We start from the raw sequence: 26,640 nt of genomic DNA, 5'->3' as shown, positions 1-26,640 counted from the left end.
CAGGGCTTGTCCCTGTCCGTGCTTGTCCATGTCCGTTCCGTAGACGGACAACCACAAGGGTTGTCCCTACAGCCTAAGGACAGACCCTAATCACGGACACGGCTCACGGATTTTCCGTGTTTCATCTATGTGCATCTGTGGCTGAACGGTTACCCTTTTTCTTCCATCCAAGTTTTGAGTAAATTGGCTATTAATTCAGGTCTTTCTTTAGCCATCCCAAGACATAACTGAAGGCGAGAAAAGTTGATCTTGTCTTGAGGGAAAAGACCGGAAGTTTTGTCTCCTTTCTTATCAACTTTAGACACAGCAAGTTTTTCCCGCACTAACTGTCTCAGTTTCTCTTCCAGTTCTTCTTTCTTTTTTATTTTTCTCTTTTCAAAGTTTAGATAGACTAAATATTCTATAAAAATAAGTCCAGTGATAAACAAGATATACGTCCCTAAGATAAGGAGGACAATCATTCGAGTTTCGGGCCTTGATCATTGTTTCGGCCACGGTTCACGGGCAATACCTGGTGAGTGGTTTTCTATGGACTATATGGACTATGTGGACGGTGTGGACTGTGTGGACGGTGGACTCTATCCCGACTGGCCGAAACGATGAACAAGGCCGCTCTTTTATTCCACCTCTCCCGCCATCCAACTGCGAAGTAAATTAGCCACCAATTCCGGCTGATCCTGAGCTAAGCCGATACACGCCTTTTGCAACTCCAATCTGGCCCTCTCTTCCGAGGAAAGACCCGCAAATTCGGCCTCAGCCTCTTCTGCCTCGGCAGCCAACCTGGCACGCTCAGCCTCCTCAAATTCCCTCTTTTGGGCTTCTTCTTCTTTGCGCCTTCTTCTCTCAGCCAAATATCTCTTTCCGTATTTGACCCCTAAAAATAAAAGAAGCACCGTAAGGACTGTTCCCAGGAGACTGTATAACACCATCTGTTTTCTGGCCGCCTCGGCCTTTAGCTTTCTCTCCCATGCCCATTCCTGAGTGCGATCAAACTGAATATTCTTTACCTTAACCACATACATCCGGCCGGCTTCTTTTTCTTCTTTTTCATTCCCAATGGCCGCCCTAACTAAATCGTCATATTTAGCCATCTCTTCCTCTGTCCTGGGCTGGTAGACAGGCAAGCCGGTTTTTTCATCCATAACCATCTCTCCATCTTTATCCCGTTTATAGGTTCCATCCACAAATACAGCCACGGCGATCTTGGTTATGGCCGGCGCACGAATCTGGAAAATGTCCTCCTCATTAAGGGCATAGTTGGTTCGTTGCTCATCTCTATTATATTCCAAAGGCCCCTTGATCTCGCTTATGCCCTGATAAGTGGGGATATTGGATTCTACTCCCGGCGGCCCCTCCGGCTTTTGTCCCAATCCCTTGAATTGCTCTTTTTCTGTCTCTTCACTAACTTTTAAGGCCTCAAGCTCTCCAAAGGCCCCGGGTGTCTTAGTATATTTCTTGGCCTTGCTTTCCAACCGGTCAAAGTTCATCTCCCACTTAACAATGACTTCCACCTTATCAGGACCAAGGACCCGCGCTAAAACTTGTCTGATCTTGCGGGCTAACCGATTACTTTCCTCCCTCTGCCTATCTAACTGGTCTCCGGCCTTCTTTTCCAAAGTAGCCTCTTCATCCAGGACATCAGAGAGGATGTTACCTCTTTGATCGATAATAGTCACATTTTCCGGAGAAAGTCCTTCCACGGCTGAGGCAACCAGATAAATGATCCCTTTAACCTGACCAGGATCAAGGGTGGTATAGGGACGTAATTCCAACTTTATCGAAGCCGTAGCCAGTTCCTCTTCTTCGACATAAAGGTCCTTCTTGGGCATAACAATCATGACGCGGGCATCGGCTACTTGATCAAGGGATTTTATGGTTCGAGTGAGTTCTCCCTGGAGGGCTCGAAGGAAGTTAATCTGGCGTTCAAAGTCTGTCATAGTCAATTTCGTCTTGTCAAAGATACTAAAATCGACCATTCCACCAGTGGGGGCGAGCTGCTCTGAAGCTAATCTTAGTCTTATGTTATCCTTATCTTTAATCGGAACAAGAATAGTCGTCCCGTCTAACCGATACTCCTGCTTCCATTCATTCAACTTGGCCGTTATCCGGCCCGCTTCCTGGGCGTCTATTTTGGAATAAAGGACCACATACTCCTCGCGCGTTGCCCAGATGATCAAGCCGGCCAGAGCTATTCCCACCACCGCCACCGCGGAAATTATCATTATCCGCTGATTCCGGGTAAGTCCCTGCCAGACAGTTCGGACCTGCTGGATCAAGCGGGTCAAGAATTCGTTCATTTAGTTCCCCCCCCAAGGCTTATTGAACGCTCCCGATAATTATCAATTATTTCTGTAACCGTTCAGCACATGATGCTGGATGCTCGATGCTCGATCCTCGATGCTGGTAAAGGATCCAGTATCCAGGATCGAGCATCGAGCATCGAGTTTGTGCCTTAGTGGCTGAACGCTTACTTATTTCTTACCTCATCCGCATAATCTCATCGTAGGCTCTTATAATCCTGTTTCTAATCTCCATAGTAAAATTAAGGGCGATACCTGCTTTCTCAGCCGCAATCATAACATCATGGATATTGGTAACCTCACCTGAAGCCAACTTTCTATCCAAATCCCAAGCCTCTAAAGTTCGATTATTCGTAGCGGTTAATCCTTTTTTCATTATTTCAGAAAAGAGGTTAACCATATTAGGGGCTGCTTGTTCTTTCCTTTTAGGCTCTTCACCCTCCTTCATTAATGGCTCGGGTCTGAGCGAAAATAGATCTACTGATCCAACCATCTTGATTTCGGATTAAAGATTTCGGATGGCGGATTAAAGATCTTGGTCTTGTTCATCGTTTCGGCCACGGTCCACGGTTCACGGTCAAGAGGGGGCGAGGTGCTTTCTATGGACTGTATGGACGAGGTGGACGGTGTGGACGGTGAACTCTATCCTGAGCGGCTCAAATGATGAACAAGGCCAAAATCTTTATTCCGCCATCTGTAATCTGTAATCCGCCTCCCCCCTTTCTGATTTCAGAACATTGCTCGATGCTCGATGCTCGATGCTCGATGCTCGATGCTCGATGCTCGATGCTAGTAAAGGATTCAGTATCCAGGATCGAGGATCAAGGATCGAGCATCGAGCATCGAGCATCCAGGTTACGCCGTCATCTGCCCTCCGTGATCCGTCATCGTTACGCTCTGCCTATCTGAAGTGCCCTCATCATCATATTTTTGGCTGACTGCACGGCTGAGACATTGGCCTCGTAGGCCCTGGAAGCCGATATCATATCGGTCATCTCATGGACTATATTAACATTGGGCATCTGCACATATCCTCTCTTATCGGCATCAGGATGCCCAGGTTGATATTCCATCCGAAAGGGAGACTGATCCTTGACAATGGCTAAAACCCTCACCCCTCGTCGAGGGTAGGGGCCTGAACCAATTTCGTCTTCAAAAGGGATATGCTTGGGATCAGTTTGGTTAGCTTTCAATTGATCGACCAAATTTAAAATATTACCAAAGGGGATAGGAAAATGCCAACCCGCCGGCCTGGGGGTAAAGATGGCTTGTTCTCGACGATAGGGACCTCCTTCCGGTGTTCGGGTCGAATTGACATTGGCAATATTGTTGGCGATTATGTCCATCCGAAGACGCTCTGCCGTCATCCCTGAGCCACTGGCATCAATGGCGGTAAAGAGTCTCCCGGCTGCTTCAGGTCTCCTACTTCGACCAACTATGCCCATTACGTGATCAATACTCTCGAGTCTCCACATGATTAATCGTCACATCCTCTCTCATTGCGGATTGCGGATTTTGGATTGCGGAATAAAAGATTTTCGGTAACTATTCAGGTGGATAGGCGGAAGGCTGAAGTCTGAAGGCACAAACTCGATGCTCGATGCTCGATCCTGGATACTGGATCCTTTACCAGCATCGAGGATCGAGCATCGAGCATCCAGCATCCAGCATCATGTGCTGAACGGTTACCAGATTTTTAATCCGCCCTCCGCCTTCCGAAAATCCGAAATCGGAAAAATCCGCAATGTCTTAGTTATTAGGCGCCGCCCGCTCCACTTCTGATCACCTCTCGAAGGGTCCTGAAGAATCCACCTATGTTGGTAGATAAGGCATTATACATGATGGTATTCTTGGCCATAATAGAGGTCTCCTGATCGATATCCACGCTATTGGTGTCATTCCGGTAAAAGAGGTCGTCATTAACCACAATCTCAGCGCCGACATTAGACGGATCAGGCCAACCCCCAAAGTGGATATGTCTCGGGTTAGTAGAAATAGACTCTAACTCACCCTCTTCATGGAGGGCACTTCTCAGATGTGTTTCAAAATTCACTTGTCGGGATTTGTAACCAGGTGTATTGACATTGGCGATGTTGTGCGAGATGACTTCGTGGCGGAGTGAGGCCGTATTAAGACCCTGATGCAGGATATTGATGGTTTGCATCATCGATGAGTCATTGAACATATTAAATCCCCTCCCTTTTTTTCGTTCTATACCTTAAATATCGTCAAAATATGCCCTAGGGTTTAGCACATTTTAATGAGTTTGAGTTGTTTTCTCTGGACTATATGGACTATGTGGACTATATAGACGGTGGACTCTACCCCGACTGGCCCAAACGAGGAACCAGGTCCTCCTTCGTATATGTTTTACTCGAAACCCGAAACTCGAAACTTAAAGGATATACCTCGACAGATCCTCGTCTCTGACCACTTCTTCCAATCTCTGACGAACGTAAGCCGCGTCAATAGTCATCTTCTTACCATCCTCTGGTGCATTGAAAGATATTTCTTCCATTACCCGCTCAAGGATAGTATGCAAACGCCTGGCCCCTATATTCTCTGTGCCTTCATTAACTTGCGAGGCAATTTGGGCTATCTCATCAATGGCCTCAGGAAGGAACTCTACCTTTACTCCCTCGGTAGCCAGTAGGGCTACATATTGTTTAATCAAGGCGCTCTCCGGCTCGGTCAGGATTCGCTTGAAATCCTTATCAGTTAAAGAGGAAAGCTCTACTCTGATGGGGAATCTACCCTGAAGTTCAGGGATGAGATCGCTGGGTTTAGAATGATGAAAGGTCCCAGCCGCAATGAAAAGAATATGATCTGTCTTCACATGCCCATATCGGGTAGCGACGGTTGACCCCTCAACAATAGGTAGAATATCCCGTTGGACGCCCTCTCGTGAAACATCTGGCCCGACGCCGCCTCCGGAACCGGTAATCTTATCTATCTCATCCAGAAATATAATCCCACTATCTTCCACCTTTTTTATGGCCAGTTTGGTTACCTCTTCCATATCAATCAACTTCTGGGCCTCTTCATGAGCCAGGATACGTTGGGCCTCATTGACTTTTACTTTCCTCCGCTTGACCTTAGGCGGGATAATATTAGAAAAGATTTCATTAAAATTGAGGTCAAACCCTTCCAGGCCAGCCGCTGCAAACACCTCTACATTGGGCAGACCACTCTCTTTCGTTTCGATTTCAACCATCCGGTGGTCAAGCTTACCCTCTTGAAGCTGCTTCCTAAATTTTTCCCGGGTTGTCTCTCTACTTTCTTCCTGCATAGCTTCCACGTCCAAACCCAACTCCCTCATCAGGGAATCCTCGGGCGACTTTTTCTTTCGGGATCGGGATTTGGGAAGCAAGAGGTCAAGGAGCCTGTCTTCGGCGGCCTGAGCGGCCTTATCCTCCACTTTACTCATCTCCTCAGCCCTAACCATATTCACGGCCATTCCGGTCAGATCCCTGACCATAGACTCTACATCCCGGCCAACATAACCCACCTCAGTAAACTTGGTGGCCTCCACTTTGACAAAAGGGGCCTGGGCCAATTTGGCCAGTCTCCGGGCGATCTCTGTCTTTCCCACCCCTGTAGGGCCGATCATAATGATATTTTTGGGCGCCACCTCTTCCCGCAATTCTTCCGGCAACTGCTGCCGCCTGGCCCGGTTGCGCAAGGCAATAGCTACGGCACGCTTGGCCTCGTCCTGACCAATAATATATTTATCCAGTTCTTTAACAATCTCCTTCGGCGTTAAGCCATTAATAGCCAATTGATTATGCACCTCCAATAGGAATTATGTGGACTATATGGGCTGTAATTCGAAACTACCCTTAAAGTCGCTCGACCGTAATCTGGTCATTGGTATAGACGCATATCTCTGAGGCAATAGTAAGCGCCTCTTTAACAACAGCTTCCGCATTTAAATCCGCATACTTGATCAAAGCCCTGGCGGCCGCCACCGCATAGTTCCCGCCCGAACCGATGCCCACAACCCCATCATCCGGCTCCAGGACATCACCACTGCCGGAGATAATAAAGGAATGCTCCTTATCTACCACCGCCAAATGGGCCTCTAATCTCCTTAAGAATTTATCTTTTCGCCAGTCCTTAGCCATTTCTACGGCGGCTCGCGGGAGATTGCCCCGAAACTCCTTTAATTTGCCTTCAAATCTTTCAAATAGGGTAAAGGCATCAGCCGCTGTTCCGGCAAACCCGGCCAGGACCTTGTCTTCATACATCCGTCTTATCTTTTTGGCCTTATGCTTCACCACCGCTTCACCGAAACTGACCTGGCCGTCACCTCCGATAGCTACCTCTCCTTTGTGTCTGACCGCAATTATGGTAGTCCCCCTATTTCGGATTGCGGATTGCGGATTGCGGATTGTTTTTTTCACTCCTTGTTTCTCCTCGCAGTTTTGATGGAATAAACGTAACTACTATGGTTTTGATTTCAGATTTCGGATGACGAATGGCGACTTGTTTTTTTCACTACTTGTTTCTCTTCACCGTCTTAATTGAATAAACGTAACTACTCGGGCAGATAGTCTGAAGGCTGAAGATTGAGTAGTTACCGAATCTTTTATCTTCCATTCCGCATTCCGCAATCCGCAATCCGCCATTGTCTTACGCCCTCGGATGGGCCTTTTCATAGACCGCCTTCAGCCTCTCTCCGCTTACGTGCGTATAAATCTGGGTGGTAGAAAGGCTCACATGGCCCAAAAGTTCCTGAACCGCCCGGAGATCAGCCCCGTTATCCAAAAGATGGGTGGCAAAGGTATGACGGATAGTATGAGGACTTACCCGCTTGTTAAGGGCTGCCTCTCTGATATACCGATTAAGCATCACCCGAATCCACCTGCCACTCAGACGTTTTCCATACCTGTTTAAAAAAAGCGGCTTCTCGGATCTATCTTTTACCAGTTTATCCCGTTTACTAAGATACCGTTGCAGGGCCTGCATGGCATAAGAACCAAGGGGAAGCAGCCTCTCTTTGCCTCCCTTACCCCGCACTTTTACCACTTCGGCCAGGTAATCAATAGAATCAATGTTTAAACCGGTAAGCTCACTAATTCGCATCCCGCTGGTGTAAAGCATCTCTAAAACAGCCCTATCCCTCAGGCCAAAGATATTGTCTTCTTTAGGGATATTAAGCAAGGTATCTATCTCATCCTGAAAAAGAAAAGCCGGCAGCCTGGAATCTTGTTTGGGACCGGCCAGGTTGTAGGCCGGGTTAGTATCTATTAGGCCCTGTTCAAGAAGAAAACGATAGTAGGCGCGCAGACTGGCTAATTTGCGGGCAATAGACCGCCTGGAATAATTCTTGATTCGAAGATGTCCTAAATAACGCCTGATTAGGGATTGATCAACCTCGGGTCCACCGACCTCCTTGATAAATTGTTCAAAGGCTTCTAAATCCTCCCGATAGGCCTTCAGGGTATGCGGGGAGAGATTCCTCTCTCCTTCCAGATGCTGAATAAACCTATCTATCTTAAGTTTCGAGTTTTGTTCCAATAGCTTTACCACCCACCGTCCTCACCAAAGTAGATGCTTGAACTCGAAATATTTACTCAAAATCAAGTTAAAAAAGTAAGCTCATTACAGATTATAGTGCTATGGGTTAAGTTTCATCTCCTTTTGTACCGACAGCGTTGGCATAAGAGCTTCCCCTCCCTTGATGGGAGGAGTTAGGGGAGGGGAGAGGGAATTTTGCTTTGTCTCCCAACTAACTGCCCAACTAACTGCCTAACTTAGTCTTGAGTAGTTACAACTCAAGAGGAGATAGCTTCATACTTACACTCTTCCGAGATACAACTCAAGGTGTCCCCTGTTTTTTTCTTCTTCTTGACCAAAAGACCATTACAATTAGGACATTTTTCAGAAGTCGGCTCATACCAGGTCACAAAGCTACAGTCAGGATAGCGGCTACAGCCATAGAAGGTCCGTCCCTTTTTTGACCGTCTGGCCACCAGCTCACCTCCACAGCCCTTGACCGGACAGGGGACCCCCAGGGTAATAGGTTTAGTGGACTTACATTCCGGATATCGACTACAGGAGAGAAAGAGACCATATCGACCTCTCTTAACCACCATCTTAGCCCCACACAGCTCACAGACCTCGTTTGTTTCTTCGGCCTCTTCTTCTAAGGGTTTAGTCGAACGACATTTGGGGAAATTCTCACAGCCCAGGAACTTGCTTCCCCATCGACTTGTCTTAACAATCATCTTCCCCCCACAAAGCTCACAAACCTGATCAGTGACTACCTCTTGTTCCTTCTTGACATTTCTCATTTCACCCTGAGCTTTTTTAAGGGTCTGTTCAAAATCATCCCAAAAGTCGGATAAGACATTAACCCACTCTGTCTTTCCCTCTTCTATCTTATCCAGGTTGTCTTCCATATCAGCCGTAAATCCAAAATCTAACACCCGGGGGAAATTTTCTACTAAGAGATCGTTCACCAACATCCCCAGTTCAGTAGGATAGAACCGTCCCCCCTCACGTTTTACATAATCCCTGGCCGTAATGACACCAATGATAGCGGCATAGGTGCTCGGACGGCCAATCCCCTTCTCTTCTAAGGTCTTTACCAGGCTGGCCTCATTATAGCGCGGCGGGGGTTGAGTAAAATGCTGATTGGGGGTCAACTTAAGTAAAATCAGGATATCACCCTTAGCCAACGGCGGCAAAACCCCTATTCCCTCTTCCTTTTTCTCATCCTCAACTACATAAAGGGTCATAAAGCCGGGAAACAATATCTCAGAGCCGGTCGCCCGGAAGAGGCAATCTTTAGCCTCTATATCTACACTGGTAGTCTTTACTTGCGCCGGACTCATCTGGCTGGCCAGAAAGCGAGACCAGATAAGCTGATAGAGCAGATATTGATCCTTCTCCAGATATTTCTTTATTTCATCCGGGATTCTTTCACAATAAGTAGGCCGAATAGCCTCATGCGCCTCCTGGGCACCACGCTTGCTTTGGTAGACCGGTATCTTGTCCGGGATATAGTCCGCCCCATATCGACCTTTGATGTATCCCCTAGCCGCGGCCTGAGCCTCAGCCGCCACCCTGGTTGAGTCAGTTCGCATATAAGTAATGAGACCAGTGGGACCTTCATCACCCAGCTCGATCCCTTCGTAAAGTTGCTGGGCTATCTGCATGGTCTTTTTCACCCCAAAGTTAAGCTTCTTTGAGGCCTCTTGCTGAAGGGTGCTGGTAATGAAAGGAGGCGCAGGCTTCCTACTCTTTTCTTTATGCTCCACCTTAGTTACCTTGAATTCGGCCTGACCAAGCTCAGCCACCACCGCCTTCGCATCCTCCTCACATTTAAGGTCCGCCTTTTTACCCTTTATCTTTTCCAGTTTGGCTGTAAAGGAAGGCCCGCCTTCTTTTTTCAGTTCGGCTTCGATTGACCAGTATTCTTCAGGGACAAAGGCCTCTATCTCGCGTTCGCGCTCGCAGATAAGACGAACAGCCACCGACTGAACCCTCCCGGCTGAAAGACCCTTGCGAACCTTTTTGTTAAGCAGGGGACTCAATTTATAACCCACCAGACGATCTAATATCCGCCTGGCCTGTTGGGCATTAACTTTATTGAGATCAATTTGTCCCGGGTTGGCCATCCCGGCGGCGATCCCTTCACGGGTAATCTCGTTGAAGATAACCCGATAGATAGAGGTTCTTGCGCCATTCAACTCGTCAGCCAGATGCCAGCAGATGGCTTCTCCTTCCCGATCAGGGTCCGGAGCCAGGTAAATAGCCTTGCTCGTCTGGGCGGCTGTCTTAAGCTCATTGATAACTTTACCCTTGCCTTTAATAATCACATATTGGGGAGTAAATTTATTCTCTATATCCACCCCTATCTTATTCTCAGGCAAGTCCTTAATATGGCCGACCGAGGCCTTGACTAGAAATTCATTACCCAGATAGCGGTTAATGGTTTTTGCCTTGGCTGGTGATTCAACGATAACTAAGGATTTGTGGTTCATAGGATATGCCTCTCTCCTTTTAATTAATGGTTTCTTACAAACATCTTCCCTCTCTGCTGCTGAACAAGTCCCTTCATTTCCAGGCTTAACAGGATGGTGTTAACTCGGGGGACCGTCAAATGGGAATGATTAATCAGGGAATCAATATGAACAGGCTGGTCGGAAACCAGGTCGTAGACGATTTTTTCCTCTTTAGCTAACTCAGGCATCACCGTAACAGGCTGAGATTTATCAGGCTTTAACGGTTCCATCGGCCACGAATCCAAAAGGGGGCTAAATTCCTCGACAATGTCCTCCACCGCTTCAACCAACTTGGCCCCACCTTGTTTGATTAACCAATGACATCCCCGGGCCTCCCAGCCATCGACCCTTCCCGGGACAGCAAACACCTCCCGGCCCTGCTCCAGGGCATAATCAGCCGTAATCAAAGCCCCGCTCCGTTCACCGGCTTCAACCACCAGTGTTCCCAGGGTAAGACCACTGATAATCCGGTTCCGTCGGGGAAAGTTGCCTTTGTCAGGCGGGGTAGTAAGGGGAAACTCTGTCATAACTACCCCGGCTTCGGCAATTTCTTCCATAATCTGCTTATTTTCCGGCGGATATATAACGTCCAGGCCGCAACCCAAAACGGCCATCGTTCGTCCACCAGAGTCTAAAGCCGCCCGATGGGCAGCCGTATCAATACCCCTGGCCATGCCGCTCACCACGGTAAAACCCCTGGCGGCCAAACCCATAACCAACCGCCTGGTTACCGCCCGGCCATAAGATGTTGTCCGCCGAGAACCAACCACAGCCAGGGCGATCCGATCGGTTTTCTTTATCCCCCCCTTAAGGTAAATCACCGGAGGCGGATCATAAATGGCCTTCAGATGAGCCGGATAATCTTCATCTTTCAAGGTTAAGAGAACGGCCCCCATCTTCTGGAGAGATTTCAGCTCTGCCTCAACATCCAGCTCTTTTCTTTCTTTCACTAACTCCTCTGCCAGGGTTTGACCAAATCCTTCTACCGCGGAAAGCTCTTTAACCGAAGCATCGAGAACCCGCTGGGCAGACCCAAAATGACGAAGAAGTGAGCGAAACCTCAAAGGGCCGATTCCCGAAACCATATTCAGCGCCAACCAGGATTCCTGCTCGGTCATTACCGGTTAACTCCCTTACGCAATTCTTCCTTTATCCTGTCCAAACGGTCATAGCGAGTGACCCCCAATTCTCTTAATTCTTCCCTGGCTTCGCCGTGATAGTAGTCAACGTCAACCGCCCGGTTAAAACTCTCAATGGCCTTGTGTCTTTGTCCCATCTCTTTATAAATAACACCTTTGTTGTAATGATAATCAGCCACCACCTGCATCTTAGAGGGATAAAGCTTGATCACATGGTCGTATCGAGCTAAGGCCTCTTCATACCGATGAAGTTGATAGTAGGCTTTAGCTAAAGCCAGATGAGCCTCCGCGTATTTGGGCTCAAGCCTGATCGCTTCCTTAAAATAGGCAATCCCGCGCTCGTGCTCTCCTTTTTTAAAAAAATAGACCATTCCCAATCCATAATGGGGTTCAGCAAAATCAGCATCCAGCCTGATGGCGGCCTCATACTCCTTGATCGCTTCAGCCAAATAATTCTCTTCCAATACCCCCTTGTTAGCATAACATATACCTAAAGAGTAATGAAGCTCAGCTAGGCCAGGCTGAAGCTCGAGGGCCTGACGGTAGTACTTAATGGCCTCATCCCAAAATCCTCTACTCAGTAAATGATCGCCCAGTTTTCGATAAAGATGGGCCGTCCTGTCATAGGCTCTCACCTTCAGTTCGATAATCTTCTTAAACTCGGCGATGGCCCGCTCCCAGTCCTCGGGCTTATCGCTGCGGCTGTATTCAAGCCCTCGCTGGTAATACTTGCTGGCCTGATCACCACAGCCGGCGATTAAAAAGGTCAAGGTCAGGACTATTAAGATATTAATAATCCGCATTTAGAACCTCCAGGACGTCTCTCTTTTTAAACCGCCTATGCTTACCCGGACCAATCCGGTAGCTTTTTAAATGACCGGAATTACTGAAGCGGCGAATGGTGGTTTTACTCACCCCCAGGAGTTCAGCCGCCTCGCTTACACTCAACATCCGCTCCAGATCATTTCCTGAAAGTTCTTCCGCAAGGTCTTCCATTATAAAGGTAGCCATCTTGTCTTTACCTCTTACTGTTCAAGGCTGAAGGCTGAAGGCGAGCCGCACCTGTGTCAGCCAGAAACCAAACATCTCCTTATCCCCTTTTTTATACCTGAACGGTTACCGAATAACTTTGTCATATTCCTGATAACTTTGGATAAGTTATCAGGGTCATATTACAATCTCTTTCTAAATATGTCAAGTAATTTCTTAAGCCATCCTTAAATTTTTTGTAACTACTCAGGGGGATAGGCTGAAGGCCTTCAACCTTCAACCTTCAGCCTTCAGCCTTCAGCCTTACTCACCTAAGTAGTTACTATCTAACATTTGCCAGCAACCGTCTACTTTGACCCAATTAGCCAATCTGAACTTAATGGCCTTTACCCCTGGAAGCCTCTTGATAACCTCTTCGAGTTGTTTCATTATTTGGGGTTTCTCTCGATAAGAAAAATCTTTATCTTCTCTAAAGACAACCGATCCCTTAAGATGAACCACTCCGGAGACAGTGCTTATACTAATCTTCCTCACATCTATCCATCTTTTAACCAATTCTGATCTAACCTCAACATTGATGGCCCAGTCTTCTTTCATCTCTTGAACTTAGATCGGTTTACTCCGATAGGTCTTAACCACACCGGGGACCTTCTCCAATGCCTTTAAAATGTCTTCCAGTTCGGTCTGATGGCTAATAAGGACGGTAAAATGACATGTAGCCATACTATCCTCGGTTTTTCTGGCATCAGCGGCATTAATGGTAGTTTGAGTGGCCGAAATGGCCGCCAGCATATCCGCCATAAGTCCCGCCCTATCATGGGCCAGAGAGGTTATGCCCACTTCAAAGGAGGCTGATGAACCTTGATCCCAGGATACAGGGAGACGCCGTTTGGAAATCTCGGGTAAAGCAAGGATATTAGGGCAATCCTTCCGGTGAATAGAAACCCCCCGGCCCTGAGTCACATAACCTACGACCTTATCTCCCGGCACAGGACTGCAGCACTTGGCAAACCGGACATCCATATCCATAACTCCGGAAACCCTCACCCCAGTAGAAGAAGCCCGCTGCCGGGGCTTTACCAGTGGAAGTGGCCAACCCGCCTGGGAAGGTGGATGGAATTCTCTACCTGCCTCATCCTTAGAAGGGGGTTTCTCGCCCTCTACCTCTTCAACCCTGGACTTGAGCAGCCACTGGCGAATCTTTCCCCTGGCCCGGACGGTCTTAACCAGGCCAAGCCAATCTCGAGAAGGATGCGCCCTGGGGGAAGTCATTATCTCCACAATGTCGCCACTGATCAACTTATACCTCAAAGGGACAATTCGATTATTCACCCTGGCTCCCTTACAATGACTGCCCACATCAGTATGGATACTATAGGCAAAATCTATGGGGGTTGACCCACGGGGTAAGGCCTTGATCTCTCCTTTAGGCGTAAAAACGAAGACTTCATCAGCAAAGAGGTCCGTCATCACACCATCCATAAAATCCCATTCATCCCCCAACTCTTCCTGGGTTTGAACAATTCGACGCAGCCAGGCTAATTTCTCATCAAATTTAGCATCTCTCGGTTTGCCTTCCTTATAACGCCAATGAGCGGCCACCCCATATTCGGCTACCTCATGCATCTCTTTAGTTTTTATCTGAACCTCCATTAACCGGTTATGAGGCCCCATAACCGTCGTATGAATCGCCTGATACATATTTGTCTTGGGCATATTTATATAGTCCTTGAACCTTCCCGGCCTGGCCTTCCAGAGAGCATGAACAATACCCAGCACCCCGTAACAGTCTTGTTTCGAGTTGGTGATCACCCGAAGGGCAAATAAATCATAGATTTCCTCAAATGTTTTATTCTGAGAGACCATTTTGCGATAAATACTATAATAATGTTTAGACCGACCAGTAACCACGGCTTTAATGCCAACTTCCTTCAACCTCTCTTCCAGAATCTTCTTCACCTCTTCAATATACGCCTCCCGTCTTTGCTTATCAGCCGCCACCTTTTCCTTAATTTCCTTGTAGCGTTCCGTCTCCAGATATAGTAAAGCCAGGTCTTCCAGTTCCGCCTTTATCCTGCCTATTCCCAGTCGGTGGGCCAGGGGGGCATAAATTTCCTGGGTTTCATGGGCCACTCGAATTTGACGATCACGCTCCAGCGACCCTAAGGTCCTCATATTATGAAGACGGTCAACCAGCTTGATAAGAATAACCCGAATGTCCGCCGCCATAGCCATAAGCATCTTACGGAGGTTCTCCACCCTCCTGGTCTCTCGACTCTGCCTGGCTATGTCCCTTAATTTTGTTACTCCATCCACCAAACCCGCAATCTCATCGCCAAAGAACTCTTTGATCTCCTCCGGAATGAGGATAGTATCTTCCACCACATCGTGTAGAAGACCAGCCGCAATAGTTACTACATCCAATTTCAATTCAGCCAGGATGTAAGCCACCCAGAGGGGATGAGAAATAAAAGGCTCACCGGAGAGCCTCTGTTGCCCTTGGTGAGCAATAGCGGCTATCCAGTAAGCCTTTTTGATAAGTTCAAAATCAGCCTCCGGATTATATGACCTAACTTGTTCTATAACCTTCTCGATATCCATTTCTGATTGCGGATTGCGGATTGCGGATTGCAAACTGGTTTTAATCCGAAATCCGCAATCCGCAATCTTAAATCCGCAATCCTATTTGTGTTGCCTTAAGTGCCACTCCAGGACAATTGGGCTGGCGACATATATGGAAGAATAGGTTCCGACAATGATTCCGATCACGAAGGCAAAGGCAAAGTCATGAATGACCTCCCCACCCCAGATGAAGAGGGCTATGACAGTAAATAGAGTCGTAAGGGCCGTAATAATTGTCCTGGAAAGGGTCTGGTTAATACTCAGATTTAGAATAGTGGAATAGACTTCCTTCCGCAACAGTTTCAAGTTTTCTCTAATGCGGTCAAAGACAACGATGGTATCATTGAGGGAATAACCGATAATAGTCAGCAGGGCAGCCACAATAGGGATGTTAAACTCCTTATCCAATAGAGAAAAGATACCGATCACCACCAGGGTGTCGTGAATAAGGGCAATGACCGCGCCTACCGCAAATTTAAACTCAAAGCGCCAGGTAATGTAGAGAAGAAGGGCGGCTAAGCTAAGGAAAATACAATAGAGGGCTATCCCCCTCAAATCCTTGCCAATACTGGGGCCAACCATCTCTATCCTGAGGATATTATATCTCCCAAACTTATCCCCCAGGGCACCTTTTATGCCCCCAGCCAAACCAGAAGGGTCAACTGAAATGGTTCTGATAACAACCTCGTCCTTTTCCTCGCCCAATCGCTGCACATTCTTCCCCAGACCAACCTTGGCCAGGGCATTTCTCATTTGTTCCAGGGTAGTGACGGTTACCGGCCGGGCAAATTTAATCTGAACAAGGGTTCCGCCGGCAAAGTCAATACCATACTTCGGACCGCCTTTAACAATTAAAGAAACTATCCCCACCATAATGATAATTCCGGATAAAATAAAGGCAAATTTCCGCCACCCTAAAAAATCAATATCAAAATCAAACCTCATTTCGATTCACCTCTTTTCCAGTTTCCAGTTTCAGGTTCCGACTTAACCCGAAATTCGAAACCTTAATTAAATGTAACCGTTCAGGTATAGCTGCACGGATTAGCACAGATAAATAACACAGGACAGAAGGCGGAAGTGTAGGGACAGGGCTTGTCCCTGTCCGTGCTTGTCCATGTCCGTTCCGTAGACGGACAACCACAAGGGTTGTCCCTACAGCCTAAGGACAGACCCGAATCACGGACACGGCTCACGGATTTTCCGTGTTTCATCTGTGTGCATCTGTGGCTGAACGGTTACAATTAAATACTCACCCGCGTTATCTGACGTCTTTTCATCACCAGGTCAAAGCCAACCCGGCTGACAAAGAGAGCCGTAAAGAGACTGGCCAGGATTCCAGTACTCAGTGTAATGGCAAATCCCTTTATCGGCCCGGTGCCGAATTGGAATAAAATAAAGGTGGTAATCAAGGTGGTCACATTGGCATCAAGAATGGTAAGAAAGGCTCTGGAAAAACCGGCGGCAATAGATGTTCGGGCCGTTTTACCCGCCCTGAGCTCTTCCCTGATCCGTTCAAAGATAAGGACGTTGGCATCAACCCCCATACCAATAGTAAGGAGTATGCCGGCAATACCAGGCAGGGTAAGGGTGGCTTTAAACAGAGCCATCACCCCCAGAATAATAACTATGTTAAACAAAAGACACAGATTAGCCAATAAACCCGAATACTTATAGTAGACCGCCATAAAGACAATAACCAAACCGCTTCCGATAAGGCAGGCCAGGATTCCCTTGTTAATCGAGTCTTGCCCCAAAGAAGGGCCAATAACCCGATTCTCGGCCACCTCAACCGGAGCAGGCAGGGCGCCGGCCCGAAGAACAATAGCCAGGTCATGGGCCTCTTCGTAGTCAAAGTTCCCCTCTATCATCGCCTCCCCATCCGGGATCTTTGACCGTATCACCGGCGCCGACTTTACCTTCCCGTCAAGAACAATAGCCAGCCTCTTTTCTATATTGGCGCCGGTAACCTCGGAAAATCGCTTTGCCCCCTCTGGATTAAAGCTCAAGTTAACATAAGGCTGGTTAAACTGCGAATCAAACCTGACCATAGCATTAGTCAAAGTGGCCCCGGTAAGCTCCGCCGGCTCTTTTAAAAGAAAAGGAGCCGTTTCACCACTATCTTTACTTTCCTGGTAAGCAAGGACATAGCCCTCCGGAATCTCGCCCTTTAAAGCCTTGTCCAGATCGGCCTCGTCAGCCACCAGCTTAAACTCCAGGAGGGCTGTTTTACCAATAAGATTAATGGCCCGCTCAGGATCATCTATCCCCGGCAACTCAACCACAATCCGGTTGTTACCCTGCTTCTGGATAGAAGGCTCAGCTATTCCAAATTTATCTACCCGATTGCGAATAATCTCAAGGGCCATATCCACCACATCCGATGGGTCTTCACCCTCCTTTAATTTAGAGGTATCCACCTCAAGAACAATATGCATCCCGCCTTGTAGATCCAACCCCAGATTGATCTTTTTAGAGGGAGGGTAAGCAAAAAAACCGGACAACCCTAAAACAATAATAATAAGCCCTATTTTCCAGTCTAATCTTTTCTGCATATCTACCTCCTCTATAGTTTCGTCATTTTTCAACCATCTTTTTTATCGAATCTGAAAGGTTTGAATTTCACATAACCGTAGGTGAAACCTGCGGAAACAAAATATCTACCCCATCTCAACCCTGAAAGGGTTGAATTTCAAAACATGGATAAAATTCGACCCTTTCAGGGTCGAGTGCTGAACAGGAGCTTTTCTCCCGTAGATTACATCTACGGTTATGTGAAATTTAACACTTTCAGTGTTAAAAGGAGAGCGAGACTAAACTAATTTATTTTTTGGTAACTCTACTTTGACGGTCTACTGATTACGGTCCACTGTCTGCTGTCTCAGATATCAAACTGATTTACCCGGCCTTTGGCCTTTCGAAGTCCCAGGATTAACTCCACTTCACCTCGGCTCATATTTACTTGCCTGGCAATAGAAAGGGGATCATAACCCTCATCATTCAGACGGTATATCCGAGAACAACCCGACTCGGCCCGCTCTTCTGACCTTGAAGCTATCCGGGATGGAGTTACTTCTTTAGTAATACTGGGCTTTCGCTCTACCCTTTTGCTCACGCGGCTATCAGAGGATTCCAATCTATCCAGTCTATCATCCATCTCCTTAATGAGCCCTTTAAGTTCTTCGATTTTTTTATCCAGAGATCCTATATTCTGAGCGGCTCTAAGTTCAAGATTAGCCTGCATCTGACCATAAAGAGCCTTAATTCTCTCTCGCTCGGGGACACGCCTGGCCATAGACTTCTTTCTTTTACTAATCAAATACCCGCTTAATAAAATAAGGCTCACACCTGATAAAAACAGGATAGTATTCCTGGAATTCAACCAGTTGGCCCCACTGAAAAATTGTCTCCAATTATTACTATCTTGAGGCTGAGCAGCCGGCTCTACCTGCGATGTTTCCAACCCGCCCACCGGCTCCAGGTTATCCGGCTCATTTCCCCACATTCCCATTTGATAAAGGGATAACTCCGAATCTCTTTTTTTCCCTCTAAGAAAATCAGCTATTTCACCTTCTTCACTGAACACAAATTTCTCTCCCCCAGGCTCAGTCTTTTTCGGGCTCTTTTCCTCTATTTCTCGGATATTTACCTCCTTAATCAGGGGAGGCAGCGCCTTCTTTTTAGGGGGCACCCTCTTCCCCCTGGATCGCGAATCAGCCTGTGCCTTCTCCTTTTGGGTCACCCTCTTCTCTTTTGATTTTGATTCGATTACCGGTAAATCTTTTTTAGTCTCCTCTTGCCTACCTTCCTCTTTAATCTCTATCAGTGACTGTTTTTCTAAAATCAAGCCCGATTCTTTGCCGGCCTTTATCTTGGCCTCCTGCTTTTTGAGCAACTCGGCGATTAAATTCTCATCCAAGGCCGGGTCAGACCGGGCCGCCTCCACTACTTTGCTATCCAAAGAGACAAATCCCTTCTTTCCTTCTGCCTGATCCAAGGCCATTACCTCTATTTTTAAAGGTGAATCTACCGAAAGAAGCAGTAATGAAAGGAAAAAGAGCCAGAAAGGCAAGATCAATCACTCCCCCAGAGAGTGTTTCGTAATCCATTTCAGGTTATCATACCTCATTCCTGTGTCTTTTGTCAATATATTTTTTGGGGTAACTGTTCAGCCACTGATTGATACGGATTAGCACGGATAAAATAAAAAGAGTTGTAACCGTTCAGCACATGATGCTGGATGCTCGATGCTCGATCCTCGATGCTCGATACTCGATCTTCGATGCTGGTAAAGGATTCAGTATCCAGGATCGAGCATCCAGAATCGAGCATCCAGGATCGAGGATCGAGGTTGTGTCTTCGTGCCTTGATGGCTGAACGGTTACGGGCGCCCCTGGTCGCTCCCTACGCGGTGGCGGCTCGGATCGGTTTAGGGATAGACACTAAAAACTGCTGACCACATCCATACTCACCTGATGAGAGAAATAATCAGCCTCATCCCTGTCGGTCTCATCAAAGTCATTCCAGTCATACCTTAGGTCACAGTTGATATAATCAGTGATATCCCAGACCAGACGAGTGGTTATCCTTTTGGTCATACTGGCCTCATTGGCATTCAGCCAATTATGAAGGAAGCTCATCTGCATGCTGGGTCTGATCCGATAATCAATGCCCAGAGAATAGGTCCTGTTTTCCGCCTTCGTGACCTCGTTGACCTCTAACCGCATATCTGTGCTTACGGTCAGATATTTCCGGGGAGAGAAGGAAAGCATAAGATAAGGTGTTTTAGTTTGGGGAGATCCATCTCTAATCGTCTTAGTATAATTAAATTCAGTCGAAATCCCCTTTTTGTAATTTGTCTGCCAGGTGCCGGTATATGTCTCAGTAACACTTGATCTTTCAGCCTGGTAGTTCTTTTTTCGGTCATACCGGGTTTTAAGATTAGAGGCCAGGGCCACGGCATTGAGCGGCTTGATAATCTTCAGTAGGGTAAAGTTGAGGTCTGCGGAGCAACCTTCTGATTTGGTGCTGGAGCCGCTTGCCCCTATTTTTTTAGCCCACGATGTTCCCAGGGTGGTGCTCATAAAGGAAAAGGGGGTAAGATAGAATTTGAGATCCCCCCGTCTATCCCGGCTAATGTCCTCTGAACTTCCTTCTCTGGCCTTAAAGTAATTGGTTTCGTAGTTGGTCTCCATCCGGAGTGAGTCAAAGGGGGTAAATCGAGTATTGATGAGGCCGCTTTTAGTAATGTCCTTTCGCTCAATTCCAAAACTATCCTGATCAGCCGTAGTATATCGGACAAATCCGATCCATTTGTCAGAAGGAGTTAAGTCCAAGTCAATATCCAGAGATTCGCTGCGGCTCACCTTTTGATGGGTGAGCCTATCATTAACCTGCTTCAACCGATAGGAAGGAATAATCTTAATCCCCTCCCGGCGTGCTATCTGCATCCGCAAGTAGCTCTGATTAGAACGATTGTGGCTGGCATGGGCCTGATCCTTGTAGTCAGTCAATTTATGCCGGCCAAAGAAATCAAGGGCCGCGCCCATCAAGGGAGTGGATTCAGTTAGAATATTGAAGGAGACTAAATAGTCGGTCTTGATATGATCCAGGGAATGAATATCTTTTAAGTCGTGTTCCTTTTCCTGGGCAAATCCAAGGTCAAACCGTGATCCCTGTTTATTGCCTAAGCCCAGGGAGGTTGAATATATATAGGCTTGAATCCGTTCTTCCAGGGGTCTGGACTTTCTCCGAAGCCGGTTCTTGTAGCCCCCTCCCACCCAGAGATAATTCAGAGGGTCAAGATTGGCCTCAATATCGTATATCCTGATGTCATTTATATCTTCCTCTACTTGGTAGTAGGGTTCAAAGGGATAAAATCCTGGGGCCAGATCCCTGAAGGTAGCTGCCAGGCAGGCCCTTTCACTTTTCCATTTAGCGGCGGCTCGTTTGGCTGTTCCATCCGCTGGTTTACGACCGGAAACACCCAGGTCATCAAGCCAGATAGTTGACCATCCCTCAGCCTGATTCCCCTCTAAGGTAATTCGGATGCGATTGATCCTGGCCAGATCAGGATTCCCTGTAGTCGTGGCCGGTGAATCCAAAGAAAACTTGGCTTTTCTCCAGCCAGACCAGTCGATAATTTCGCTAAAGGAAAACAGGTGTTGGCTGCCTGAGGCCAGGTCGATCTTTAAGAGGGAGCCGCTTTCATCACCATAGACCCAAGTAGCGAGAGATGAATAAGGAGAAAGGTCAAGAGGTAAGTCAAAGACCTGTTCAATACTTGACTCTCCAGACAGATAGGTTAATTCCAGGGTCTGAAAATTACCGGCTTCTCCTGGATGTTGGACCTTATCCGGCTGCTGTTCCCGGGTAGCCAATCGAAGTTGAAGCTCGGTTTCAGATTCAATGCCCCTCCAGCGGCCGTTAGGTCTGCTCTCCCCGTCATAAATAACCTCTTCCCCTTCAAAATCATCTATCAAGAGGAGGGAGTCATATTTGAACCCTTCTTTACTGCCGGCCAATTCTCCTTCAAGGTTAAGATGTTCTCCCAGAGTCAGGTTGGCGTCAAAGCCGAAAACCTGAAGACTGCCCGGAGAAAAGGTGAGGCTGGGCGCCACCGATACTCGACGGTCAGCCTGATAGAGGTAAGTCGCTCCCAGTCCAAACCAGTCAAAGGCCTGATACTTTCCCCTTATTCCAGCCGCATCCTGTCCGTAGGCCCCTTCTTCCTCAAATTGATAATCAACGATGATCACCGAATCCTCAAAAATGGACTCAGCCCGGTCAAAAAAGGTAAGTAAACCGGTCTGGTAATTAATGGCGTAGTCTCCACCCCGGCTCAGGCTTCTTCCGTCTACCCGCACCCTTTCACTCCCAAAGACCACCGGGGAATCTAAGTAGTACGCCTTGAAACGATATTCATAAGCAACTTCAATAGAGGCGGCTGGGGGATCAAAGGGAACCGTAAAGGCAATAACTCCAGCCTGGTAGTCCAGGGTATAATCAACGCCTCTTGTTTGAGCCTCCCCATCTACCCAGACTGATTCACTCCCTTCTATCAGGTTTCGCTGGCCTAACCAGTAATATTTGCCCTTTATCTCGTAATCCACGCTCCCGGAAGGGTCAGCGATGACCAACCCTTCCACGGTCCCCTGATTATGCTGATAGGATATTTTAAGGGTAGTGTTCGTCTCCAGTGGCTCAGTTAAGTTCAATATCCCTTCGGTATAGTCAAGCTCATAATCTATGCCCTTTTCTTGCTTCTGCTCTCCTCCTGGTAAGTTACTAAAGATAACTGTTTCGCTGTCAAGGATCACCGGCTGATGAGGTAGTTGATAGTAGGTTCTTTGTTGGTAATCGGAGGCATAAAAGCTTATCTCTCCCTGGATAGCAGTCCCCCGAAAGACCCTTGTTCGGGAGACACCCTTTGTTCGGGCGCCAAAGAGAGTGGTCCTGACCGGCCCAAATTCTGAGGTGGCGGAGAGGCCAAAGAGGCTCTTATTGACCTGGGTAAATTCGGTTTCACTCAGGGAAAGCTCAATATCACCAAAGGAGGCCTCAAGCGGACCCTGATGATAGTCCAGACGCATCTCCAAGGCCATTTCTTGAGAGTCATCATACCTCAGATGGGCGCCTACCCGGTCATTCACCCGGCCTTCCAGGAGTAGATTCAAGCTCTGGTTAATATTGACTCCCTCTGGTGTCAGGGCCCTTGTCTGGCCTTTAAGTTGGGTATAAGAAGTGCTGACACGCTTTGTTCCTGAGAGGGTGACATATTCAGGTAGATTCCCCAGGCGAAAGCCCTCTTCTTCCTGAGCCTTAATAACCGAGGCGGCCGCCAAAACAGCCACCAGCATTACGATAATACGGATGAGGATCATGTCATTAAGTCCCGGTATCTTTCCATTTCCTGGAGGAGATTTTGTAATCGTTCACCTCACCACGGAGACACAGAGACACTGAGAAAAATCTAAAATCATTCTCCGTGTCTCAGTGTCTCTGTGGTGAACGATTACGAGGAGATTTTCTATTTCGGCATCAGATATCTCGGTTTTTTCTGGCTTAGAGTAAACAGAGGGTTAGACACCAGGAGTCTGTCAAACTCCTGGTGTCTGGGTTAGCCAATAGCCAATAGCCAATAGCGATAGGCAATAGGCAATTCTACTTTACAGGCGGCTCAAATTGCCTGTTCAGACAATGGACAATAGGCAATAGCCAATAGTCCCTTTGGTCCCTTTAGTCCCTTTAGTCCCTTTAGTCCCTTTAGTCCCTTTGGTCCCTTTGGGTTAAAGAGCCAATAGGCAATAGGCAATTCTACTTTACAGGCGGCTCAAATTGCCTGTTCAGACAATGGACAATAGGCAATAGCCAATAGTCCCTTTGGTCCCTTTAGTCCCTTTAGTCCCTTTGGTCCCTTTAGTCCCTTTGGTCCCTTTGGGTTAAAGAGCCAATAGGCAATAGGCAACTCTACCTTAAAGGCGGCACAAATTGCCTGTTCAGACTTATGACATAATACTTGGGCTTTGATAGTTTTTTCTCGAAGCCGAAGGCGACCCCCTTGGAGTATTCCGGTTTGGTGATGGTTGAGGCGCCGATGTCAACTTGACCTGTCTTGACGTCGATCTTTACCTCAACCTGCTCCGTTTGGTTTGGATCGAAGGGGTACTTCCCCCCCACCCCAGGATCGATCGCTTCCGGATCCTCCGGATCAAACTCACCCCATCGCTCAGTGTTCTTATAAAGGGTCACCTCGCCCTGAAGGAAAGTGCCCAATAGAGCCTGATGGGGCGGCTTACCCTGAGTGACCGTCACTAAACGAAGCCCACCCTCAGCATAACCGGCCTCGCCGTCCTGATTGTTGTAGACCAGAGCTATGTTGATGCTGTAGTCCCCCGATCCTTCCGGTTTGTTTTTGAGCCAGTCAGCATGTGATTTAAGAACTGATGTCCAGTTTTGAATAGGAACAGGAGGTCCGCCAGGCCCTCCTGCTTTAGGACTGGTGGGTTCTGGTCCACCAACCCCAGCCAAGACGGATCCAGCTATTAACAGGATGCTGAAAACACTAATGATGGAAATAACTCTTTTGATGGTTGCCATAACGACAACACCTCCTTCTGAATTTATCAGGCTGTTGAAGTAGAACAACCCCATCTCTCTCCCACCTGTAGGCAAAGAGAATGGTTTAGGTTATCATAGGCCTCACCCCCTTCTTGCCGTTACTTAAACTCTATGAGACAGGCTTCTCCAGCTTAGCTAAGGTCTCGGTGATGTTTTCCTTAACCAGGTCGTTATCTTCTATTTTGAGACGAGCCTTCAAGGCCGGCACAGCCGAGGCGTCCCCTATCTGGCCCAGGGCCATAGCCGCCCGCCACCTGACATCCGGCTCAGTGTCAGAAATGGCTGAAATCAAAGTGGATAGCGCCTGAGTATCTCCGATCTTACCCAGCGAAAGGACGATCTCCTGCCGGAGGTTTTTGTCGACTTTATTCATCATGGCCGAAAGGACCGCCACTGTTTTTTCATTGTAAGCCCGGCCGAGGGCATTGACCGCCTCCCATCGTGTCCAGTCATCTTTAGCCTGGAGTCCTCCCATTAGGATACTTGCCCCTTCGGGGCGATCAAAGGCAGATAGGGCCACCGCCGCATTCCAGACAATTTTGTCATCTCTGCTTTTTAAGGACTTGATCAGTTGAGGCACGACGCTGCCGTCGTCAATGGCCCCAATAGCCCAGATAGCTCGCCATCTGGCATGGACATCGTCGTCTCCTAAAACCACCTTCAGGACAGCCGGGATAGCCTGCGGGTCCTTGATATAGCCCAGGGTATTGACTGCCTCCCAACGCAGGTTGCCGTCCTCACTGGCGCAGGCCTTTATCAGGGCCGACACGGCCGGCGATCCAATCTTAATTAACTCTTCTCTGGCCGCAGACCGGCCCGCATAATCACCCTGAAGCTGCTTCACCAGGTCCTTGACCCTTTTTTCTTCTTTCGCACAACCAGCTCCCAAAAGAATCACCACTCCCAGACAACCCATCAACTGAAACATCCTGAATAGCCTAGATATCATATCTCCCTCCTTAATCTTAATCTGATATTGTTGCTGGTTAACCTTTAAAAAACCTCTGCCAGATTAATCTTCAGGCCTTTTATTGTTTTTACTTCAACTACATCTGTCTGAAAATACACCTCTTTTACAGTGTAACTACCACCTTTTAAAAAATAAACCTGTAGCTTTTTTTCTGATGAGTCAACTATCCAATATTCTCTAACCCCAAAGCTCTGATAAAGTTGCTTCTTCATCCTTAAATCTAAATTTGAGGTAGATGGCGAAAGAATCTCAATAATCCAGTCAGGAGCACCAAAAATCCCCTTCTCTTTTTTTATTCCTAATCTTTCTTTGGCAATGTAGATTATATCAGGTTGAGTAACATTTATTTGGCTAAAGATTATATCTACTGGGGCAAAAAAAACCTCCCCTAAATCGTGCTTTTTAACGAAATTCCAGATAATAAACGCTAAATTCCTTGATAATGTTTGATGATAGACTAAGGGAGCTGGTGCCATAAACAATTCACCTCCAATGACTTGATATGTTTTACCATCATTAGGAAGATGTAAATAATCTTCGTATGTCCATATATCTTCTTTCAAATCAATAGCTGTAGCGGTTGACATAATCATCCCTCCTCTAATATATTGTTAGTCATTTTCAGACCATAATGTTAATCCCTTTGTAATCGTTCAGCACAGAGATACAGAGACACGGAGAAGCTGTTTAGGCTGAAGGCTGTTAGGCTGAAGGCTGTTGTTCAGCCTTCAGCCTTCAGCCTTCAGCTTTGGGACAGGACGCCAGGCCGCCCTACCCCAGAGATTAGTTCTACCGGAGTGGAGCTACCGTTCCTGTTCCACGTGGTGGTTGGATGGCGCCTAATGAGGTTCTTAACTTTGTCTCATCTTAGGCGTGGAGCTACCGTGCCTGTTCCACCTGGTTGGATGGCGCCTGACTGTCCTTGATCGAACTTGGCCTCCAGCCTGTCAACCTTGGCTTCCAGCTTGTCAAGCTTAGCCTCGATCTTCCTTAAGACCTCAATAATGTTTTGATTTCCTGTCTGATCGAGCTTAGATTCCAGGCGATCCAGCTTGGATTCAAGTTTGCCGATAGGCTGGCCGATGGTCGGGAAACCGTCATCCAGCTTGGCTTCGATGGCCTCCAACTTGCGGCCGACCTCGTCTGTCTGGCCAGGAGTCTGTTGAGATTGATCCAACTTGGTCTCCAATTTGTCAATCAATTCACGGATACTGGGCTTACGCGCCGGTCTTAGTTCAGGGGTAGGTCTGACCGCCGTGGCTCCTGGTGTTACTGGAGTTATTGGCCCTCCCAGGAGTTCATCCGAGATCTTCCCCATCTCCTTTTCCAGCCGGTCTGACTTGGCTTCTAATTTATCGGCCTTGGCCTCGATCTTAGCGATCCCCGGCACCGGAATAACATTGCCCGCCTCATCTACTTGTGGCTGTAATCTATCCAGCTTGATCTCCATCTTATCCAGTTTCTCTTCAGCCTTGTCCAGCTTGGCC

Annotated in this window: 26 protein-coding genes; 2 read left to right on the top strand and 24 right to left on the bottom strand. The window is 47.6% G+C overall.

The genetic code is table 11. The features are described 5' to 3' along the window. Window positions 1–149: 149 nt before the first annotated feature. The 3 genes from AB1797_04970 to fliE all read right to left on the bottom strand — a co-directional run bounded on the left by AB1797_04970 (window position 150) and on the right by fliE (window position 2,793). Window positions 150–461 carry a hypothetical protein gene (locus AB1797_04970; protein MEW5766965.1) on the bottom strand — a complete coding sequence of 104 codons (312 nt, stop codon included), beginning with the start codon at window positions 459–461 and terminating at the stop codon, window positions 150–152. Window positions 462–617: 156 nt separating this feature from the next. Next, window positions 618–2,297, bottom strand: a complete 1,680-nt coding sequence (gene fliF, locus AB1797_04965; GenBank protein MEW5766964.1) for a flagellar basal-body MS-ring/collar protein FliF — start codon at window positions 2,295–2,297, stop codon at window positions 618–620. Window positions 2,298–2,478: 181 nt separating this feature from the next. Further along, complete coding sequence (gene fliE / locus AB1797_04960) at window positions 2,479–2,793, bottom strand: flagellar hook-basal body complex protein FliE (protein ID MEW5766963.1); 315 nt, start codon at window positions 2,791–2,793, stop codon at window positions 2,479–2,481. 167 nt (window positions 2,794–2,960) lie between these two features. On the opposite strand from fliE, the gene AB1797_04955 reads away from it, so the two are divergent. Then, window positions 2,961–3,209: a hypothetical protein gene (locus AB1797_04955; GenBank protein MEW5766962.1), complete on the top strand. Its 249-nt coding sequence runs from the start codon at window positions 2,961–2,963 to the stop codon at window positions 3,207–3,209. Here AB1797_04955 and flgC read toward each other — a convergent pair. The 15 genes from flgC to AB1797_04880 all read right to left on the bottom strand — a co-directional run bounded on the left by flgC (window position 3,191) and on the right by AB1797_04880 (window position 19,135). After that, on the bottom strand, window positions 3,191–3,745 hold the full coding sequence (flgC, locus tag AB1797_04950) for a flagellar basal body rod protein FlgC (GenBank protein MEW5766961.1): 555 nt from the start codon (window positions 3,743–3,745) through the stop codon (window positions 3,191–3,193). The genes AB1797_04955 and flgC overlap by 19 nt on opposite strands. A gap of 51 nt (window positions 3,746–3,796) precedes the next feature. Continuing rightward, on the bottom strand, window positions 3,797–3,964 hold the full coding sequence (locus tag AB1797_04945; GenBank protein MEW5766960.1) for a hypothetical protein: 168 nt from the start codon (window positions 3,962–3,964) through the stop codon (window positions 3,797–3,799). Window positions 3,965–4,056: 92 nt separating this feature from the next. Continuing rightward, window positions 4,057–4,485 (bottom strand): flagellar basal body rod protein FlgB, encoded by a 429-nt coding sequence (flgB, locus tag AB1797_04940; GenBank protein ID MEW5766959.1) that lies wholly within the window; start codon window positions 4,483–4,485, stop codon window positions 4,057–4,059. A 210-nt stretch (window positions 4,486–4,695) separates the two neighbouring features. After that, complete coding sequence (gene hslU / locus AB1797_04935; GenBank protein MEW5766958.1) at window positions 4,696–6,072, bottom strand: ATP-dependent protease ATPase subunit HslU; 1,377 nt, start codon at window positions 6,070–6,072, stop codon at window positions 4,696–4,698. A 67-nt stretch (window positions 6,073–6,139) separates the two neighbouring features. Next, complete coding sequence (hslV, locus tag AB1797_04930) at window positions 6,140–6,670, bottom strand: ATP-dependent protease subunit HslV (GenBank protein ID MEW5766957.1); 531 nt, start codon at window positions 6,668–6,670, stop codon at window positions 6,140–6,142. Between the two features lie 262 nt (window positions 6,671–6,932). After that, complete coding sequence (xerC, locus tag AB1797_04925) at window positions 6,933–7,832, bottom strand: tyrosine recombinase XerC (protein ID MEW5766956.1); 900 nt, start codon at window positions 7,830–7,832, stop codon at window positions 6,933–6,935. Between the two features lie 245 nt (window positions 7,833–8,077). Next, on the bottom strand, window positions 8,078–10,291 hold the full coding sequence (topA, locus tag AB1797_04920) for a type I DNA topoisomerase (GenBank protein MEW5766955.1): 2,214 nt from the start codon (window positions 10,289–10,291) through the stop codon (window positions 8,078–8,080). A 23-nt stretch (window positions 10,292–10,314) separates the two neighbouring features. Then, a complete protein-coding gene (gene dprA / locus AB1797_04915; protein ID MEW5766954.1) occupies window positions 10,315–11,430 on the bottom strand; it encodes a DNA-processing protein DprA in 1,116 nt (371 codons plus the stop codon). Beyond that, entirely contained in the window at window positions 11,430–12,254 is an 825-nt protein-coding gene (locus tag AB1797_04910; protein MEW5766953.1) for a tetratricopeptide repeat protein, read from the bottom strand. Before AB1797_04910 ends, dprA begins: the two co-directional genes overlap by 1 nt. Continuing rightward, window positions 12,241–12,462 carry a helix-turn-helix domain-containing protein gene (locus tag AB1797_04905; GenBank protein MEW5766952.1) on the bottom strand — a complete coding sequence of 74 codons (222 nt, stop codon included), beginning with the start codon at window positions 12,460–12,462 and terminating at the stop codon, window positions 12,241–12,243. Before AB1797_04905 ends, AB1797_04910 begins: the two co-directional genes overlap by 14 nt. A gap of 282 nt (window positions 12,463–12,744) precedes the next feature. Then, complete coding sequence (locus AB1797_04900) at window positions 12,745–13,038, bottom strand: BON domain-containing protein (protein MEW5766951.1); 294 nt, start codon at window positions 13,036–13,038, stop codon at window positions 12,745–12,747. Window positions 13,039–13,047: 9 nt separating this feature from the next. Beyond that, the gene (locus AB1797_04895) at window positions 13,048–15,042 is read right to left on the bottom strand and encodes a bifunctional (p)ppGpp synthetase/guanosine-3',5'-bis(diphosphate) 3'-pyrophosphohydrolase (protein ID MEW5766950.1); all 1,995 of its coding nucleotides are present in this window, start codon (window positions 15,040–15,042) and stop codon (window positions 13,048–13,050) included. A gap of 81 nt (window positions 15,043–15,123) precedes the next feature. After that, a complete protein-coding gene (gene secF / locus AB1797_04890; GenBank protein MEW5766949.1) occupies window positions 15,124–16,008 on the bottom strand; it encodes a protein translocase subunit SecF in 885 nt (294 codons plus the stop codon). A gap of 299 nt (window positions 16,009–16,307) precedes the next feature. After that, complete coding sequence (gene secD, locus AB1797_04885; GenBank protein MEW5766948.1) at window positions 16,308–17,618, bottom strand: protein translocase subunit SecD; 1,311 nt, start codon at window positions 17,616–17,618, stop codon at window positions 16,308–16,310. A 326-nt stretch (window positions 17,619–17,944) separates the two neighbouring features. Next, window positions 17,945–19,135: a hypothetical protein gene (locus AB1797_04880; protein ID MEW5766947.1), complete on the bottom strand. Its 1,191-nt coding sequence runs from the start codon at window positions 19,133–19,135 to the stop codon at window positions 17,945–17,947. Window positions 19,136–19,303: 168 nt separating this feature from the next. Between AB1797_04880 and AB1797_04875 the strand changes: the two genes are divergently transcribed. Continuing rightward, complete coding sequence (locus tag AB1797_04875; protein MEW5766946.1) at window positions 19,304–19,519, top strand: hypothetical protein; 216 nt, start codon at window positions 19,304–19,306, stop codon at window positions 19,517–19,519. Here AB1797_04875 and AB1797_04870 read toward each other — a convergent pair. From AB1797_04870 to AB1797_04845, 6 genes are all read right to left on the bottom strand, one after another. Continuing rightward, window positions 19,506–22,922, bottom strand: coding sequence for a hypothetical protein (locus AB1797_04870; protein MEW5766945.1), 3,417 nt, complete (start codon window positions 22,920–22,922; stop codon window positions 19,506–19,508). The two genes, AB1797_04875 and AB1797_04870, sit on opposite strands and share 14 nt — an antisense overlap. Before the next feature lie 320 nt (window positions 22,923–23,242). After that, on the bottom strand, window positions 23,243–23,377 hold the full coding sequence (locus AB1797_04865; protein ID MEW5766944.1) for a hypothetical protein: 135 nt from the start codon (window positions 23,375–23,377) through the stop codon (window positions 23,243–23,245). Window positions 23,378–23,532: 155 nt separating this feature from the next. Next, window positions 23,533–24,162: a hypothetical protein gene (locus AB1797_04860; GenBank protein MEW5766943.1), complete on the bottom strand. Its 630-nt coding sequence runs from the start codon at window positions 24,160–24,162 to the stop codon at window positions 23,533–23,535. A 130-nt stretch (window positions 24,163–24,292) separates the two neighbouring features. Further along, window positions 24,293–25,132, bottom strand: a complete 840-nt coding sequence (locus AB1797_04855; GenBank protein ID MEW5766942.1) for a HEAT repeat domain-containing protein — start codon at window positions 25,130–25,132, stop codon at window positions 24,293–24,295. A 44-nt stretch (window positions 25,133–25,176) separates the two neighbouring features. Continuing rightward, window positions 25,177–25,740, bottom strand: a complete 564-nt coding sequence (locus AB1797_04850; protein ID MEW5766941.1) for a Uma2 family endonuclease — start codon at window positions 25,738–25,740, stop codon at window positions 25,177–25,179. 275 nt (window positions 25,741–26,015) lie between these two features. Next, on the bottom strand, window positions 26,016–26,640 hold a 625-nt coding region (locus AB1797_04845), incomplete at its 5' end, for a hypothetical protein (GenBank protein ID MEW5766940.1).

The sequence above is a fragment of the bacterium genome, from assembly GCA_040753085.1.
Classification (GTDB): domain Bacteria; phylum UBA9089; class JASEGY01; order JASEGY01; family JASEGY01; genus JASEGY01.
Note: the sequence above shows the minus strand (reverse complement) of the source record. Positions and strands in the feature narration are given on the sequence as shown.